We start from the raw sequence: 15,383 nt of genomic DNA, 5'->3' as shown, positions 1-15,383 counted from the left end.
CTAGCCTTTCACTCCGGTCAGGGTGACTCCCTCGACGAACGCCTTCTGGGCGAAGAAGAAGAGGACGATCACCGGCGCCATGACCAGTACGGTCGCGGCCATGGTCAGGTTCCAGTTGGTGTGGTGCGCCCCTTTGAAGGACTCCAGCCCGTAACTGAGGGTCCAGGCAGCCGGGTTGTCGGAGGCGTAGATCTGCGGGCCGAAGTAGTCGTTCCAGGCGGCGAAGAACTGGAACAGCGCGACGGCCGCGATCCCGGGCCTGGCCATCGGCAGGACGACGCGCAGCAGGGTGCGCACCTCGCCGCAGCCGTCGACGCGGGCCGCGTCCAGGTACTCGTCGGGGATGGTCAGCAGGAACTGGCGCAGCAGGAAGATGGAGAAGGCGTCGCCGAAGGCCATCGGGACGATCAGCGGCCACAGCGTGCCCGACAGGTCGAGCTGCCTGGCCCAGAAGAGGTACATCGGGATGACCACCACCTGGGGCGGCAGCATCATCATCGAGATCACCAGCAGCAGGGAGAGCCGCCGGCCGCGGAAGCGGAACTTGGCGAGGGCGTAGGCGACGGGCACGGAGGAGACCACGGTCAACAGGGTGCCCAGTCCGGCGTACAGCAGGGTGTTGCGCCACCAGGTCAGGAAGCCCGGGGTGTGCCACACCTCGGCGTAGTTGCCCCATTGCCAGGTGTGCGGCCACAGGTCGCGGGTCAGTGCCTGCCGGTCGGCCATCAGGGAGGTCAGGAGGAGGAAGACGAAGGGCAGGACGAAGAACAGGGCTGCGGCCACGCCCAAGGAGTGCACGGCGACCCAGTGCAGCAGGGCCTTGCGGTGTGTGCGCATGTCAGTCTCCGGCTCCGATCAGTCCGCCACGGCGGCGCATCAGGAGCGCGGTGAAGGCCATGGAGAGGGCGAACAGCACCAGCGCGAGGACGCAGGCGGCGCCGTAGTCGAAACGCTGGAAGCCGAGGTTGTAGATCACCTGGGGCAGGGTCAGCGTGGACTTGTCGGGGTAGCCCGGCTCGAACTGCTGCCCCGACCCGCCGATGACTCCGGCGGCGACCTTCCCGGCCACCAGCGGCTGCGTGTAGTACTGCATGGCCTGGATGACGCCGGTGACCACGGCGAACAGGATGATCGGCGAGATGTTCGGCAGGGTGATGTGCCGCAAGCGCGCCAGGGCCCCGGCCCCGTCCAGCTCGGCGGCCTCGTACTGCTCCTTCGGCACGTCGAGGAGGGCGGCCATGAAGATGACCATCAGGTCGCCCACCCCCCACAGGGCGAGCGCGGTGAGGGCGGGCTTGGACCAGTCGGCGTCGGTGAACCAGCCGGGCGTGGGCAGCCCCACCGCGCCGAGCAGGACGTCGACCGGGCTCGTGCCGGGGTTGAGCAGGAAGACGAAGGCCAGGGTCGCGGCGACTGGCGGCGCGAGGTAGGGCAGGTAGAAGAGGGTGCGGAAGATCCCGGCGCCCGTCTTGATCTTCGTGATGAGCAGGCCGACGCCGAGGCCGAAGACGACCCGGCAGGCGACCATCACCACGACGAGCCACAGGGTGTTGCGCATCGCCGGCCAGAACAGCGGATAGTCGGTGAAGACGTAGGTCCAGTTGTCCAGGCCGTTGAAGGCGGGCGGCCGGAAGCCGTCGTACCGGGTGAAGGAGAAGTAGACGGTGGACAGCAGGGGGTAGGCGAAGAAGACCGCGAACCCGATCAGCCAGGGGGACATGAAGGCCGCGGTCCGCAGGGCGGACCGGCGGCGCCTCGTCCGCGCGCAGGGTGCGTTCGTCGTGGGCATCGGGGCTACTCGGCCTTCGCGATGTCCGTGTCGATCTGCCGAGCGGTCCGGGCCAGCCCGGCCGGGATGTCGCCGACGTCGCCCTTCTCGACCCCGTACGCGAAGTCCTGGAAGGTCAGCTGGTAGGTCCCGCCGTCGGCCCGGGCCGGGGTGGTGCTGGACCGGGGGTGCCGGGCGATGTCGAGGAAGGTCTTGAACTCCGGCGTGACCTGGAGCCGGGGCGAGTCCAGGGCGGCCAGGGTGGACGGCACGTTGTGGATGGCGTTGGCGAAGGCGACGACCGCCTCGGTGTCGGTGGTCATGTACTTGACCAGCTCCCAGGCGGCGTTCTGCTTCCTGCTGCCCGAGGCGATGCCCATGACGGTGCCCGAGAGGTAGCCCTTGCCGTAGTCGGCGGCCTGGTCGTCCGGGACGGGCAGCGGCGCCGTGCCGATCTCGAAGGTGACCCCCGCCTCCTTGGCCATGGCGGCCCGCCATTCGCCGTCGACCTGCATGGCCACCTTGCCGGTGTGGAAGGGGTGTTCGGCGCCCCACTCGTCGCCGAAGGTGTTGCGGAAGCGCTCCAGCCTCTCGTAGCCGCCGAGCTTGGCCACCAGGTCCTTCTGCGCGGTCAACATCTGCGCGAAGGCGGGGTCCTTGGCGAGGTTGGACTTGCCGTCGGTGTCGAAGTAGGCGGGGCTCCACTGGGCGGCCAGCCGCATGGGGGTGGTCTCGTAGCCGTGGAAGGTGGGCATCACGCCGAGCTGCGCGTAGGAGTCCCCGTCGGCCTTGGTCAGCTTCTGTGCGACCTCGGCGAACCGGCTCCAGGTCCTGGGGGGCTCGGTGATGCCGGCGGCCTCGAAGGCGGTCTTGTTGTAGACGAGGCCGTAGGCGTCGTTCAGCAGCGGCAGCGTGCACTGGTTGCCGTTGAACTGGGTGTACTCCAGCAGGGTCTTGGGAAAGACCTTCGTCTTGTCGACACCGGACTTCTCCAGGAAGGGGTTCAGATCGGCGAAGGCGCGGGAGTTGCAGAACTTGCCGACGCTGTCGGTGGTGAAGGAGGACACCACGTCGGGGGCCTTGTCCCCGCCCGCCCGCAGCGACTGGTTGATCTTGTCGTCCGTCATGTTGCCGGTGACGTCGACCTTGATGTTCGGGTGTGCCTTCTCGAACCGGGCGATGCTCTCCGCGACGGCCTTGACCTCGCTCGGCGCGGACCAGCCGTGCCAGAAGGTGAGGGTGACGTCCTTGGCCGGGTCGTCGGCGGCCCCGGTGCCGCTCTGGCCCGTACAGGCGGTGGCGAGCACGGATATCGCCAGGAGGGCGGTGGCTGCGGTGATGAGGCGTCCGGTTCTGGGCATGGCGGTGTCACTCTCTGCGCGGCGGGGGAACTTCCCGGAGGGGTGCGGAGGAGGAGGCGAGGGGGTGCTGGTGCTGATGCGGGTGTGTGCTCGGGGCGCGGGGCGGAGCTGCGTGGGGTGCGGGCTGTGTGGGGTGCGGGCGGGCGGAAGCGCCGGCGGCGGTGCCGGGCGGGACCCGGCGGCGGGCCCCGCTCGGCCGGGGATGTCAGCGGGAGGTGTCGAAGACCGCGTCGCGAGTGAGGGCCAGGGCGCTCTCCAGCGCACCGCGCAGCACCGGCCGCTCCCGTACCTCGCCGGCCACCAGGCGGGGCCGGGAGGGGGCCAGTTCGGCCAGCTCGGCCTCCAGCAGTTCGCGCAGCGGATCACCGCCCGCGGCGATCACGGCCCCGGAGAGCACCACGATCTCCGGATCCAGCACGGCGACGAGCGAGGCGAGACCGGTGGCCAGCAGCGTGGCGTAGGACCGGAGGAAGTCCAGGTGGGCGCCCTCGGGCGCGGCCGCGGCCTGCCCGAGCACCGCGACGGCCGCGGCCACCTGGTCGCCGTGCCGGTCCCCGGGGGCCTCCGGCGCCGGGACCCGCACGCCCAGCTGCGCGGCGAGCCCGGGGACCATCTGCGCGCCGGCCAGTTCCTGGTAGCCGCCGGTGTTGGCCCGGGTGACCTGGCGGACCAGGGGATGGCCGGGGACGGGCAGGAAGCCCACCTCGCCCGCGCCCCCGGTCCAGCCGCGGTGCAGCCGGCCGCCGAGCACCAGTGCGGCGCCGAGGCCCTCCTCGTTCCACAGCAGGACGAAGTCCTCGTGGCCGCGCGCCGCGCCGAGGCGCTGCTCGGCGACCGCGGCGAGATTGACGTCGTTCTCGTACTCGACCGGCATCGGCAGGGCGGCGGCCAGCTCCTCCAGCAGGGTGGGGGAGTGCCAGCCGGGGAGGTGGCTGGCGTAGCGCAGCCGGCCGGTCTGCGGGTCGAAGGCGCCCGGCGTGGCGATGACGACCCGGTGCAGGTCGCAGCGGTGCAGTCCGGCGGCCTTGACGGCGCCGCCGAGGGCCTCGACGACCTGCTCGACCGCGTCCGTGCCCTCGGTGTAGGGGACCTCGTGCCGGCCCGTCACCGTGCCGGTCAGGTCGGCGACCGCCGCCAGCACCCGGTCGGGCGTGACGTCGAGGCCGCCGACGTGGGCGGCCCGGGGGTTGACCGCGTAGAGCTGGGCGCTGGGGCCGGGGCGGCCGCCGTCGGTGCCGGTGGCCACGACCAGCCCGGCGGCCTCCAGGCGGGCCAGGAGCTGGGAGGCGGTGGGTTTGGAGAGCCCCGTCAGATGGCCGATCCGGGTCCGGGACAGCGGGCCGTGGGCCAGCAGCAGTTCGAGGGCGGCCCGGTCGTTCATGGCGCGCAACAGGCTGGGCGTTCCGGGCGTGGCGGCGGGCATGGCGCTTGTCTCCCTCACCGAGGTGAATTGTTAGGTAAGTTTCCTATCGATGTCTGAGCCGTGTCAATGCCGCTGCCCCGCAGGCTGTGTCGTTTCACGAACGACCTGCGGGGCAGCGGGAGGTGACGGGAGGGCGGGCGGCCGCCCTGCGGCTACTTGGTGATCCGGGGGGAGCCGGACGCGACCGGCGGCGGGATCGGCGCGGTGGCCAGGGACTGCGGGGAGGCCGGGTTGGCGAGCGCCGAGGGCGCGGCCACCGCCGCCGACGGGTCGGCCGGGGCCTCCTCCTCGTCCACTGCGGGCAGACCGCCGATGATCCCGATGCCCGCGGCATCGAAGGCTTCCTTGATCCGCCAGCGCAGTTCCCGCTCCACCGCGAACTGCTGGCCCGGCATCGTCTTCGCGGACACCTTCACCGTCATCGAGGCGAGCAGCACCTCGTCCAGCCCCAGCACCTCCACCGGCCCCCACAGGCGCTCGTCCCACGGGGTCTCCTTGGCCAGGGAGTCGGCGACCTCCTGGACCACCTCGCGGATCCGCGCCAGGCTCTCCGACGGTTTGACCTGCACCGCCACACCCGCCGTCGCCCAGCCCTGGCTGAGGTTGCCGATCCGCTTGATCTCGCCGTTGCGCACGTACCAGATCTCGCCGTTGTCCCCCCGCAGCTTGGTGACCCGCAGACCCACCTCGACGACCTCGCCCGAGGCCACACCGGCGTCGATCTTGTCCCCGACGCCGTACTGGTCCTCCAGGATCATGAAGACGCCGGACAGGAAGTCCGTCACCAGGTTGCGGGCGCCGAAACCGATCGCCACACCGGCCACACCGGCACTCGCCAGCAGCGGGCCCAGGTTGATGTCGAGTGCTCCCAGGACCATCAGCCCGGCCGTGCCGAGGATCAGGAACGAGGCCACCGAGCGCAGGACCGAGCCGATCGCCTCCGAACGCTGGCGGCGCCGCTCCGCGTTGACGAGCAGCCCGCCCAGCGCCATCCCCTCTATGGCCTCGGCGCCCCGGTTCATCCGCGTTATCAGCTTGGTGAGCGACTTGCGGACCACCGAACGCAGCGCCGCCGCGATCACGATGATGAGCAGGATCCGCAGGCCGAGGTACAGCCATCCGGCCCAGTTCGCCTCGATGAAGCTCGCGGCCTCGGTGACGCTCTGGTGCGTCTCCTTGAGCGTCGTGGACGCGTCGTCCGGGGTGTCGGTTGCCAGGGGCAGCAGGGCGGCGGGCCAGGGCACGGCAGGAAACCTCCAGGTATAGCGGTCCGCCCGCGGGGGGTCCCCCCGGACGGATTCCGGGGGCGGGTGCGGGGCAGACCAACCACACTAACGGGGCATTCCCCCGGCCCCGGCCCGCTGTTCGAGACAGAGACCAGGCTCACCCGGGGATGACGGGAGTGTGGTTGAAAACACCCCGGGCCCGTTACGGGCGCGTGGTGGCGCTTCGACCAGCCGTAAGGAGAGACTGGAGAGCAGATCGTCCCGGCGCGAGCCACGCGCCGCCGGCGTACAAGGAGGCAGTCCGTGCCGCACGTCCTGGTCCTCAACGCGTCGTACGAGCCCCTCGGCGTCGTACCGCTCCGCCGCGCGCTCGTCCTCGTCCTGGAGAACAAAGCGGTCTCCCTGGAGGAATCCGGCGCCTATCTGCACAGCGCGACCAGAGTCGTCCCCGCGCCCAGCGTGGTCCGGCTCAAGCGCTTCGTGCGGGTCCCCTACCGGGGGCCCGTTCCGCTCACCCGGCGCGCCCTGTTCGCGCGGGACGGCGGCCGCTGCATGTACTGCGGGGCCGTCGCCACCAGCGTCGACCACGTCATCCCGCGCAGCCGGGGCGGCCAGCACGTGTGGGACAACGTCGTCGCCGCCTGCCGCCGCTGCAACCACGTCAAGGCCGACCGGCACCTGCTGGAGCTCGGCTGGCGCCTGCGCCACCAGCCCGCCCCGCCCTCGGGCCTGGCCTGGCGGATCATCGGCACCGGACACCGGGACCCCCGGTGGATGCCGTACCTCCAGCCGTACGGGGCCGAGGACGCGCTGGAGCGCATCGGCGTGGCGGCGTCGTAGCGCCCCGGGACCCGGCGGCCGGGGGCCCGGGCCCGGCCCCTGGCTCGGCGCCCGACCCCGGGCCGCCGCCCGCGCGGGTCGCGAGGCCCGCCCGGAGCGCTACGGCGTGACCGCGTACGCCTCCGCCGACCACAGCGAGCAGCCGAACCGGGTGGCGCGCTTCTCGCAGGTCACCCGCACGAAGCGGGTGTCCGGGGCGTCCATGCGGACGGTCTCGTGACCGCCCCGGGACGCCTGGACGGCGGCCGCCGGACGCCAGGCCACCCCGTCCGCGGAGGTCTCCACCCGGTACGCCGAGGGGTACGCCTCCTGCCAGTACAGCTCCAGCCGGCCGAGCCGGGCCGGGGCCGCCGGCTGTGCCTGCCACCACGCCCCGTCCACCGCCGGCGAGGACCAGCGGGTGGACGGCGAGCCGTCCACGGCCGCCGAGGCCGGGAAGCCGGGCGCCTCGTCCGCCGAGGACGAGGCCCGCGCGCTCCGCAGCAGGTCCGGCCCGCCGGTCCGGGCCACCGCCCGCACCGTCAGGGTGCGCGACTCCCCGCCGAAGGCCACCGGCACCCGGTAGGTGCCCGCCGGGGTGGACGGCGCCGCCACGACCTCGAAGGAGACCGGCACCCGGCCGCCGCGCGGGGCCACGACGGTCCCCGGCAGCCGCACCTCGATGCCGTGCGGCGGCTGCGCCGACACCGTCCCCCGGACCGCGGCCGGGCCGAGGGCGGCCAGCTCCGCCGACACCCGGCGCGGAGCCCCGCCGATCTCCACGTCGGCCGCCGCCCCGTCCGCCAGCTCGAAACGGACCTGCGGACCGTCCGCCGGCCAGGGGACCACCTGGTGCACGGCGGGCGCCGTCCCCGCCCAGGACAGGCGCACCGCGTCCGCGCGCAGCCCCGAGGTGTCCACCTGGGTCCAGCCCGAGGCATCGGCGGCGGCGACCTTGCGCCAGCCCTCGCCCGGCACGTGGGCCTCCACCGCCGCGCCCCGGACCTCCGCCGCGAGCGGGTCCGTCATCACCGTGACCGCCGCCAGCGGGCGCGCCGCGTCCAGCCGCACCGTCCAGGAGTCCGCGGCCTTCGTCACCTCGCCCGCCCGGCGCGAGGCCCCGGTCCAGGCGTCCGCCTCCGCCGCCGCCTTCGCCAGGAAGGGCTCCAGTACGGCCCCGTCCACCACGGCGGAACCCGGCTCCGCCAGTGCCGTCCGGGCCCCCGCCCACGCCAGGGAAGCCCGCCAGGCCGCCGCGCCGTCGCCGCGGGCCTGGGCCGTCAGGACGTCCACCGCCAGCTCGCCCGCCGCCCCGTAGCGCGACAGCCGCTGCAGCCAGGGCCCCGCCTCGCCCGACAGCCCCGGCAGCCGGCCGGGCGCCTCGCGCAGGACCGTGAACGCCTTGCGCAGCTCGGCGCCGGCCGCCGGGTCACCCGCGCCGCGGGCCTTCCAGAACCGCTCGACCAGGGCCCCGAGGTATGCGGACTCCTCCTGTTTCAGGCCTGAGGCGGCGCTGTTCCCGGCGAGCGCCGCCACCGCCTCCCGGGTCCGCGGATCGGGGCCCGCCAGCTCGCGCACCGCCGCCGCCCAGGACTCCCCGGGCCGGTAGTCGCGCGGGTTCCAGGCGAAGTCCGCCACCGTGAACAGCGGGATGCGCGAGAGGGTGGCCTGCGGCATCGCATTGGCCAGCAGTGCGGCCGAGCCGCCCGCCACCGCCGGCTCGCGGCCCGCGTACGGACCGAGGAAGACCCGGCCCGGATCCCAGTCGTTCACCGGGTAGTTGTCCATGGTGACCAGCGGGTGGCCCAGCGCCGCGCGCGCCCCCGCCAGCTCCTTGCCGGTGATCGTGCGCGGCACCACGCCCACACCTGTCCAGGCCACCTCGACCCGGGCGTCCAGCGCGGCCGCCAGCGCCGTCCGGTAGGCGGTGGCGCCCTCCTGGTAGAACTCCGTCGGCAGCAGCGACAGCGGCGCGGCCCCCGGGTGCCGCGCGGCCAGGTGGGCCGCCACCTCGCCCGCGACCTCGGCGTGCGCCTTCGCGGCCGCCGCCGGCCCCTTCCCGTACTTCTCCCGGTCCGCCCCGCAGCCCCACTCGGTGTAGCTGACGTCCGGGAACTGCACCTGGAAAGCCCGCAGGCCCAGCTCCCACATGGCGTCCAGCTTGCGCGTGAGCGCCGCGCGGTCGGCCGCCGAGGACAGGCACATCGACTGTCCCGGAGCCACCGCCCAGCCCAGGACCACGTGATCGGCGCGGGCCCGCTCCGCCAGCGCCCGGAACTCCTCCTGCCGGTCGGCCGGGTACTCCTGGCGCCAGGCCGTCGTGCGGTAGACGTCGTCACCCGGCGCGAGCAGCAGCCGGTTCTGCTTGGTGCGCGCCATGAAGTCCAGCTGCGCCAGGCGCTGTTCCCGGGTCCAGGGCTGCCCGTAGAACGCCTCCGCGATCCCGCGCACCGCAGTCGCCGGCCAGTCCCGCACCAGCACACCGGGCACCTTCGCCCCGCCCGCGGCGAGGACCGCCCGCAGCGTCTGCGCCGCGTGGAACAGCCCGTCCTGACCCACGCCCGCCAGCGCGACCGTGGCCCGGCCCCCGGTCCGGCCCACGGCCAGCCGGTAGCCCCCGTCCGGCAGATCGTCCGCCCCGGCCGCGCCCAGTGCCCGCAGCGCCTCCTGCGCGTCCGGGCCCTGGAGCCGTACGACGGCGCCCCGCTCGGGCAGCGGCGCCCCGGGAGCCCGCTCGTGCAGGGTGCGCACGCCCGCCGCGCGCAGGGCGTCGCGGACCACCTGGACCGCGTACGGGTCGGCCCCGGCCGGGACCACCAGCGCGGCCTCCGCGCCCAGCGCCACCTCGCGCGCCGGATCGGCCGCCATCGACCGGGGACGGGGCCACACCGCCGGGCCCTCGGCCGCGGTGCGCGGGATGTCGGCGCCGGGATCGAGCACGGCCCCGGCGGCCACGGCGGGCGCCGCGCCCCCGGCCGCTCCGCCCGCCACCACCGGCGCGGAGGCGACTCCCGGGCTTCCGGGAGGCGCGGACGCGACGGCCCCGCCCCACAACGCCCCGATCACCGCCACGGCGGCGACCGCCGCCCGCTTCCTGCCCCTGAGCTGCACCGAGCCTCCCCGTCCCGGGACGTCCCCCGCTCGTACGAATGAGCAGGAGCCCACCACCCGTGCGGCCGGAGTGTCAAAGCGCATGGGTGATCTGACCGGTATCAGGTGGGAATGCGCCGCCTCCGACTGGGTATGGCTCCCCTGTTCCTCTGCGGCGTCCAGTCGTTGTGCACCACCCTTCTGACCCACCCTCACGTACGAAGGAGTGCCCGTAGATGGACGACCTGGCCCGGCTCGCGGCCCTGCACGGCATCGCCACCGCCTACCAGCCCGCCGCGGACGTCACCGTCCAGGTGCCGCAGACCACGGTCGTCACCCTGCTCGGGGCGCTCGGCGTGGCCACCGGCGCCCCCGAGGACGTCCGCGAGCGCCTGGCACGGGACGGGGCACGGGCCGCGAACATGCTGCTGCCGCGCGTGCTGGTGCGCTGGGAGGGGGAGCCCCCGCCGCCCGCCCTGGCCGCCCTGCCCGCCGGCTGCCGGATCCGCCTGGAGCCCGAGGAAGGTCCGCAGGAGGCCGCCGAGTGGGAGAGCGGCCACGCCGGGCCGCTGCCCGAGGGGCTGCCCCTGGGCGTCCACCGGATCACCGCCACCGCCCCCGACGGCCGCACCGCCGACACCGTCCTGATCGTGGCCCCGGACCGGGCCCCCGCTGCGCCGGAGCGCACCCACGGGCTCCTCGTCCAGCTCTACTCCCTGCTCTCGGAGCGCTCGTGGGGCATGGGCGACCTCGCCGACCTCGCCGACCTCGCGCGGTGGGCCGGGCGCACCCACGGCGCGGGCTTCATCCAGGTCAACCCGCTGCACGCGGCCGTCCCCGGGACCCCGACCGACCCCTCCCCCTACCGCCCCTCCTCCCGCCGCTTCCCGGACCCGGTCCACCTCTGCGTCCAGGACGTCGCGGAGTACGCCCGGTGCCCCGAGGCCGAAACCCTCGCCGCACTCGCCGCCCGGGGCGGGGAGCTGAGCCGCGAGGTGCTGGAGAAGGGCGCGCTCATCGACCGGGACGCCGTCTGGGAACTCAAACGAGCCGCCCTGGAACTGCTGTACGCCGTCCCCCGCACTCCCGAACGCGAAGCCGCCTACCAGGACTTCCTCGCGGACCAGGGGCAGCCGCTGGACCGGCACGCCGCCTGGTGCGCGCGGGCCGCGGGGGAGGATCCCGCCGGCCGGCTCGACTTCCACCGCTGGCTGGTCTGGCTGACCGACACCCAGCTCGCCGCCGCCCAGCGCGCCGCCCGCGAGGCCGGCATGAGCGTGGGCATCGTGCACGACCTCGCCGTCGGGGTGCACCCCGACGGCTCCGACGCCCGCACCAACCCCTTCCACGCCCGGCACGTCTGCGTCGGGGCGCCGCCGGACGCCTTCAACGCGCGCGGCCAGGACTGGGGGCTGCCCCCCTGGCGCCCCGACCGGCTGGCGGCCACCGGCTACGCCCCCTTCCGGGCCCTGCTGCGCGGGGTGTTCCGGTACGCCGGCGCCCTGCGCATCGACCACGTCATGGGTCTGTTCCGGCTCTGGTGGATCCCGGAGGGCGCGCCGCCCGCCGAGGGAGCGTACGTCGGCTACGACGGCGAGGCCATGCTGGCCGTCCTGGTGCTGGAGGCCCACCGCGCCGGCGCCCTGGTCATCGGCGAGGACCTCGGTACGGTGGAGCCGCGGGTGCGCGAGGCGCTGGCCCGGCGCGGGGTGCTCGGGACCTCCGTGCTCTGGTTCGAGCGCGACTGGACGGGTGACGGGGCCCCGCTCGCCCCCCACGCCTGGCGGGCCGACTGCCTGGCCACCGCCACCACCCACGACCTGCCGCCCACGGCCGCCAAACTGGCCGGAGCCCATGTGGAACTGCGCGACCGGCTCGGCCTGCTGACCCGGCCGGCCGAGGAGGAAGGGGCGCAGGACGCCGCCGACACCGCCGAGTGGCTGGAGGTACTGGAACGCCTGGGCCTGGACACCAAGGGCGAGGAGGCCGCCGTACGGGCCCTGTACGCCTTCCTGCTGCGCACGCCGGCCCGCCTGGTCGGCGTGTGGCTGCCGGACGCGGTCGGGGACAGGCGGCCGCAGAACCTGCCGGGCACCTGGGACCAGTACCCCAATTGGCGGCTCCCGGTCGCCGACGCGACGGGCCGGCCGCTGACGCTGGAGGAGCTGACGGCCTCCCCCCGGGCGAACGCCCTGCTGGGCGCGGTGCGGGCCGGACTCGCCGACGGCGGCTGACCCCGTACGGCACCCCCGGACGCGCGGGCCGTTCGGGGGTTCGCTACGTTTGCACCGTGGACAAGAAGAACGCTCTGCGCGCCGGCGCCGTCACGGCCGGAACGACGCTGATGATGCTGCTCATGACGTCTCCCGCCCTGGCGCTGACCCGTGACGACGGCGACGACCCGGGCCCTGGCCTGAGCATCGGCGAGACGCTCGGCCTGTACGTGGCGACGCCGATCGTGCTGTTCCTGGTCATCGCGGGTCTCGTGATGGTCGGCGACAAGTCGCGCAAGCAGCAGCAAGGCTGATCCGGTCCGGCCCGAAGGGCCGGCACCGAAGGACTTTCCCGGGCGCCGGGGGTCCGCACGACCGGTGTTCCCGGCCGTGTGGCGACCCTCGGCGCCCCGTCGTGTTCTCAGACCCCGGCCATCAGCTTGCGCAGCAGGCCGGTGAGGACGGCGACCTCCTCCTCGCTCAGCCCGCCGAGCGCGGCGCGCTGCACCTCCAGGCCGGCGGTGACGGCCTCGTCGATGACGGCGAGGCCGCGGTCGGTGATCGTGATCTGTAGTCCGCGCCGGTCGTGGGGATCGGGCCTGCGGCTGAGCAGCCCGGCCTTCTCCAGCTTGTCCAGACGTCCCGTCATGCCGCCCGTGGTGAGCATGAGCGTGGCCGACAGCTGGCGCGGTGAGAGCGTGTACGGGGCGCCGGACCGGCGCAGCGTGGCGACGACGTCGAACTCCCCGCGCGAGATGCCGAAGCGTCCGTAGGTCTGCTCCATGGCGTCGCTCATGGCCTTGGTGATCCGGTAGATGCGCCCGAAGACGGCCATGGGGGCGGTTTCGAGATCGGGGCGCACCGCGTACCACTGGTCGGTGATCGCGTCGACGGCGTCCGCGGCGACCGCCTGCGGGGCGCCGTCGGCCTGGGCGCGCTCGGCCGGGGCGCGGGGTGCGCGGTCCGCCGCCTGGTGCGTTGTGGGTGCCTGGGGTACTGCGGGGGCCTCGCTCATAAGGGGAGTATCCGGTTTCCACTCGGTCGTTGGCAAGAAACTTGCTAGACGCTAAGTAGCTTAGCGCTAAGCTACTTAGCATCAACCGACTTTGGGGGTCAGCATGGACGCGGTCAGTGGGGCGCGAGTGGCGGGGGAGCGGTCCCTGCTCCTGGGCATCGGGATCAGTTCGGTCGGGATCGGCATGTACGTGCCGTTCTCGCTCGTCTTCTTCCACCACGTCACCGGGCTCTCCTTCGCCCTCGTCGGTGTGGTCCTGACCGTCACCGGGGTGGCGGGCCTGGCCTTCATGCCGCTGGCGGGTACGGCCGTCGACCGCTTCGGTGCCAAGCGGGTCAACCTGGCCCTCTACGCGGTACGGGCGGTGGGCTTCGCCCTCTTCCCCTTCGCCGGCTCCCTGCCCGCCTTCGCCGCGGTCTGCCTCGTCACCGCCCTCGCCGACCGCTCCTTCGGCATCGTCCAGCAGTCCCTGATCGGCGAGGTGGCGCGGGGCGCCGCCCGGGACCGGCTCCTGGCCTCCACCCGGGCCCTGCAGAACGCCGGGATGGGCGCGGGGGCCCTGCTCGTCTCCGCGGTGCTCGGGGTGTGGGGAACCGGCGGCTTCACGTACACCGCCGGGGGCAACGCGCTGGCCTTCGCCCTCGCCGGACTGCTCGTCAGCCGGGTGCGCCCGGTCCGCGACGCCGCCACCGCCGGCGACGCGACGGCGGCCACGGATGGGCAGGGCGCCGGATACCGGATGGTCCTGCGGGACCGCCCCTTCCTCGGGCTCACCGCCGCCAACTTCCTCACCGCGCTGGGCTACGCCGCCCTGTCCGTCCTCTTCCCCCTCTACCTCTCCACCTGGCTGATGGCCCCCGACTCCCTCACCGGCGCCGCCTTCACCGTCAACACCGTCCTGTGCGCCGGCGTCGGCGTCCTGGTCGCGGGCCGGGTCCGGCGCTCCGGTGCCCGCCGCACCCGCTCCGCGGCCCTCGGGGCCCTGCTCTTCGCCGCGGCCTTCATCGGGCAGATCGTGCTCGGGACGGTCCGCCCCGGACAGGGCGTCACCCTGGTGGCCCTGCTGGTCATCGTCGTGGTCTACACCCTCGGCGAACTGGTGCACAGCCCGTCCGGGGGCGCCCTGTCGGTCTCCGCCGCCCCCGCGGCCGTCCGCGGCCGCTACCTGGCCACCTACCAGCTGTCCTACTCCCTGGCCACCGCGCTCGCCCCCTCCTTCTTCACCGGTCTGCTCGCCGTCGACGGCCGGCTGCCCTGGGCGGTCCTCACCGTCTGCGCGCTCGGCGCCGCACTGGCGCTGCTGCGGCTGGAGCGCCACCTGCCCGCGCAGGCCGTGTACGCGCAGCCGCAGGCCGCGGCGGCGGACGTCCCGGCCCCGGCCCCCGCGCCGGCGGAGGCCCCGCGCCCTGCGGTCCCGGCCGCCGTCTGAGCCGCCGGGTCCGTCGCGGCCACCCGGGCCGCGCCGGGTCCGGCCCCGGCCGCCGGTCGCCCTCCCCCTTTCCTCACCCTTCCGAGGAGCCGCCCGTCATGAAGCGCTACGCCACCGTGGCCCTGACCGCCCTCGCCCCCGTCTCCTGGGGCTCCACCTACGCCGTGGCCACCGAACTGCTGCCGCCCGACCGGCCCCTGTTCACCGGGGTGATGCGGGCCCTGCCCGCGGGCCTGCTGCTCACCGCTCTGGCCCGGACCCTGCCCAAGGGCGAGTGGTGGTGGAAGTCCGCCGTCCTCGGCACGCTCAACATCGGCGCCTTCTTCCCGCTGCTGTTCCTCTCCGCCTACCGGCTGCCCGGCGGGGTCGCCGCCGTCCTCGGCTCCCTCGGCCCGCTGTTCGTCGTCGGCCTCGCCTCCCTCGTCCTCGGCGAGCGGGCGAGCCTGCGCACCGTGCTCGCCGCCGTCACGGCCGCCTTCGGCGTGAGCATGGTCGTCCTCACCGCCGAAGCGGAGCTCGACCTCATCGGCATCGTCGCCGGGGTGGTCTCCTCCGCCTCCATGGGCGCCGGCACCGTCATGACCAAGCGCTGGGGCCGCCCCGAGGGAGTCGGCCCGCTGGCGATGACCGGCTGGCAGCTCACCGCCGGCGGACTGCTCATCATCCCCCTCGCCGCCCTCGCCGAAGGGGCGCCGCCCGCGCTCGACGGCGACGCGCTGCTCGGCTACGGCTACCTGGCCCTGATCAACACCGCAATCGCCTACTGGCTCTGGTTCCGCGGCATCGGACGGCTCACCGCCACCTCGGTCACCCTGCTCGGTCCGCTCTCCCCGCTCACGGCCGCCGTCATCGGGTGGGCGGCCCTCGGGCAGGCGCTGTCGCCCGTACAGCTGGCCGGCATGGCCCTCGCCTTCGGCGCCACCGTCGCCGGGCAGCTGGCGGCCGCCCGCACTCCCCAACCGTTCAGTTCTGCTGAACAGAGTGATCGAAACATTTCGATGGACCTGAGTGATGAGCGGGTGCGACGGTAGTTCCCCAC

Annotated in this window: 12 protein-coding genes; 5 read left to right on the top strand and 7 right to left on the bottom strand. The window is 74.1% G+C overall.

The window, feature by feature from the left end:
- The 5 genes from AMK16_RS16140 to AMK16_RS16120 all read right to left on the bottom strand — a co-directional run bounded on the left by AMK16_RS16140 (position 1) and on the right by AMK16_RS16120 (position 5,796).
- Positions 1 to 837: a carbohydrate ABC transporter permease gene (locus AMK16_RS16140; RefSeq protein ID WP_073915242.1), complete on the bottom strand. Its 837-nt coding sequence runs from the start codon at positions 835 to 837 to the stop codon at positions 1 to 3.
- Between the two features lies 1 nt (position 838).
- Entirely contained in the window at positions 839 to 1,789 is a 951-nt protein-coding gene (locus tag AMK16_RS16135) for a carbohydrate ABC transporter permease (protein WP_073915239.1), read from the bottom strand.
- A gap of 5 nt (positions 1,790 to 1,794) precedes the next feature.
- Complete coding sequence (locus tag AMK16_RS16130; RefSeq protein ID WP_073915236.1) at positions 1,795 to 3,129, bottom strand: ABC transporter substrate-binding protein; 1,335 nt, start codon at positions 3,127 to 3,129, stop codon at positions 1,795 to 1,797.
- Positions 3,130 to 3,334: 205 nt separating this feature from the next.
- A complete protein-coding gene (locus AMK16_RS16125) occupies positions 3,335 to 4,552 on the bottom strand; it encodes an ROK family transcriptional regulator (RefSeq protein ID WP_073915233.1) in 1,218 nt (405 codons plus the stop codon).
- A 152-nt stretch (positions 4,553 to 4,704) separates the two neighbouring features.
- Positions 4,705 to 5,796: a mechanosensitive ion channel family protein gene (locus AMK16_RS16120; protein ID WP_199885446.1), complete on the bottom strand. Its 1,092-nt coding sequence runs from the start codon at positions 5,794 to 5,796 to the stop codon at positions 4,705 to 4,707.
- A 285-nt stretch (positions 5,797 to 6,081) separates the two neighbouring features.
- Between AMK16_RS16120 and AMK16_RS16115 the strand changes: the two genes are divergently transcribed.
- Positions 6,082 to 6,618, top strand: coding sequence for an HNH endonuclease (locus AMK16_RS16115; RefSeq protein ID WP_073915230.1), 537 nt, complete (start codon positions 6,082 to 6,084; stop codon positions 6,616 to 6,618).
- A 99-nt stretch (positions 6,619 to 6,717) separates the two neighbouring features.
- Here the strand turns inward: AMK16_RS16115 and AMK16_RS16110 are convergent, their stop codons facing one another.
- Entirely contained in the window at positions 6,718 to 9,708 is a 2,991-nt protein-coding gene (locus AMK16_RS16110) for a beta-N-acetylglucosaminidase domain-containing protein (RefSeq protein ID WP_073915227.1), read from the bottom strand.
- A gap of 215 nt (positions 9,709 to 9,923) precedes the next feature.
- Between AMK16_RS16110 and AMK16_RS16105 the strand changes: the two genes are divergently transcribed.
- Positions 9,924 to 11,921 (top strand): 4-alpha-glucanotransferase, encoded by a 1,998-nt coding sequence (locus AMK16_RS16105; protein WP_073915224.1) that lies wholly within the window; start codon positions 9,924 to 9,926, stop codon positions 11,919 to 11,921.
- 56 nt (positions 11,922 to 11,977) lie between these two features.
- Complete coding sequence (locus AMK16_RS16100) at positions 11,978 to 12,214, top strand: hypothetical protein (RefSeq protein ID WP_073915221.1); 237 nt, start codon at positions 11,978 to 11,980, stop codon at positions 12,212 to 12,214.
- Between the two features lie 107 nt (positions 12,215 to 12,321).
- Here the strand turns inward: AMK16_RS16100 and AMK16_RS16095 are convergent, their stop codons facing one another.
- Positions 12,322 to 12,915, bottom strand: coding sequence for a MarR family winged helix-turn-helix transcriptional regulator (locus AMK16_RS16095; RefSeq protein ID WP_079191526.1), 594 nt, complete (start codon positions 12,913 to 12,915; stop codon positions 12,322 to 12,324).
- Between the two features lie 103 nt (positions 12,916 to 13,018).
- On the opposite strand from AMK16_RS16095, the gene AMK16_RS16090 reads away from it, so the two are divergent.
- Positions 13,019 to 14,344 carry an MFS transporter gene (locus AMK16_RS16090; RefSeq protein WP_073915218.1) on the top strand — a complete coding sequence of 442 codons (1,326 nt, stop codon included), beginning with the start codon at positions 13,019 to 13,021 and terminating at the stop codon, positions 14,342 to 14,344.
- A gap of 98 nt (positions 14,345 to 14,442) precedes the next feature.
- Positions 14,443 to 15,375 (top strand): EamA family transporter, encoded by a 933-nt coding sequence (locus AMK16_RS16085; RefSeq protein ID WP_073915215.1) that lies wholly within the window; start codon positions 14,443 to 14,445, stop codon positions 15,373 to 15,375.
- Positions 15,376 to 15,383: the final 8 nt, after the last annotated feature.

The sequence above is a fragment of the Streptomyces sp. CB00455 genome, assembly GCF_001905445.1.
GTDB lineage: Bacteria > Actinomycetota > Actinomycetes > Streptomycetales > Streptomycetaceae > Streptomyces.
The sequence above is the reverse complement of the archived record's forward strand: the minus strand, read 5'-3'. Positions and strand labels throughout refer to the sequence as shown.

Coding starts and splice junctions, on each gene's coding strand:
- AMK16_RS16090 (WP_073915218.1), top strand. CDS start 13,019: ATGGACGCGGTCAGTGGGGCGCGAGTGGCGGGGGAGCGGTCCCTGCTC.
- AMK16_RS16105 (WP_073915224.1), top strand. CDS start 9,924: ATGGACGACCTGGCCCGGCTCGCGGCCCTGCACGGCATCGCCACCGCC.
- AMK16_RS16130 (WP_073915236.1), bottom strand. CDS start 3,129: ATGCCCAGAACCGGACGCCTCATCACCGCAGCCACCGCCCTCCTGGCG.
- AMK16_RS16140 (WP_073915242.1), bottom strand. CDS start 837: ATGCGCACACACCGCAAGGCCCTGCTGCACTGGGTCGCCGTGCACTCC.
- AMK16_RS16125 (WP_073915233.1), bottom strand. CDS start 4,552: ATGCCCGCCGCCACGCCCGGAACGCCCAGCCTGTTGCGCGCCATGAAC.
- AMK16_RS16095 (WP_079191526.1), bottom strand. CDS start 12,915: ATGAGCGAGGCCCCCGCAGTACCCCAGGCACCCACAACGCACCAGGCG.
- AMK16_RS16135 (WP_073915239.1), bottom strand. CDS start 1,789: ATGCCCACGACGAACGCACCCTGCGCGCGGACGAGGCGCCGCCGGTCC.
- AMK16_RS16085 (WP_073915215.1), top strand. CDS start 14,443: ATGAAGCGCTACGCCACCGTGGCCCTGACCGCCCTCGCCCCCGTCTCC.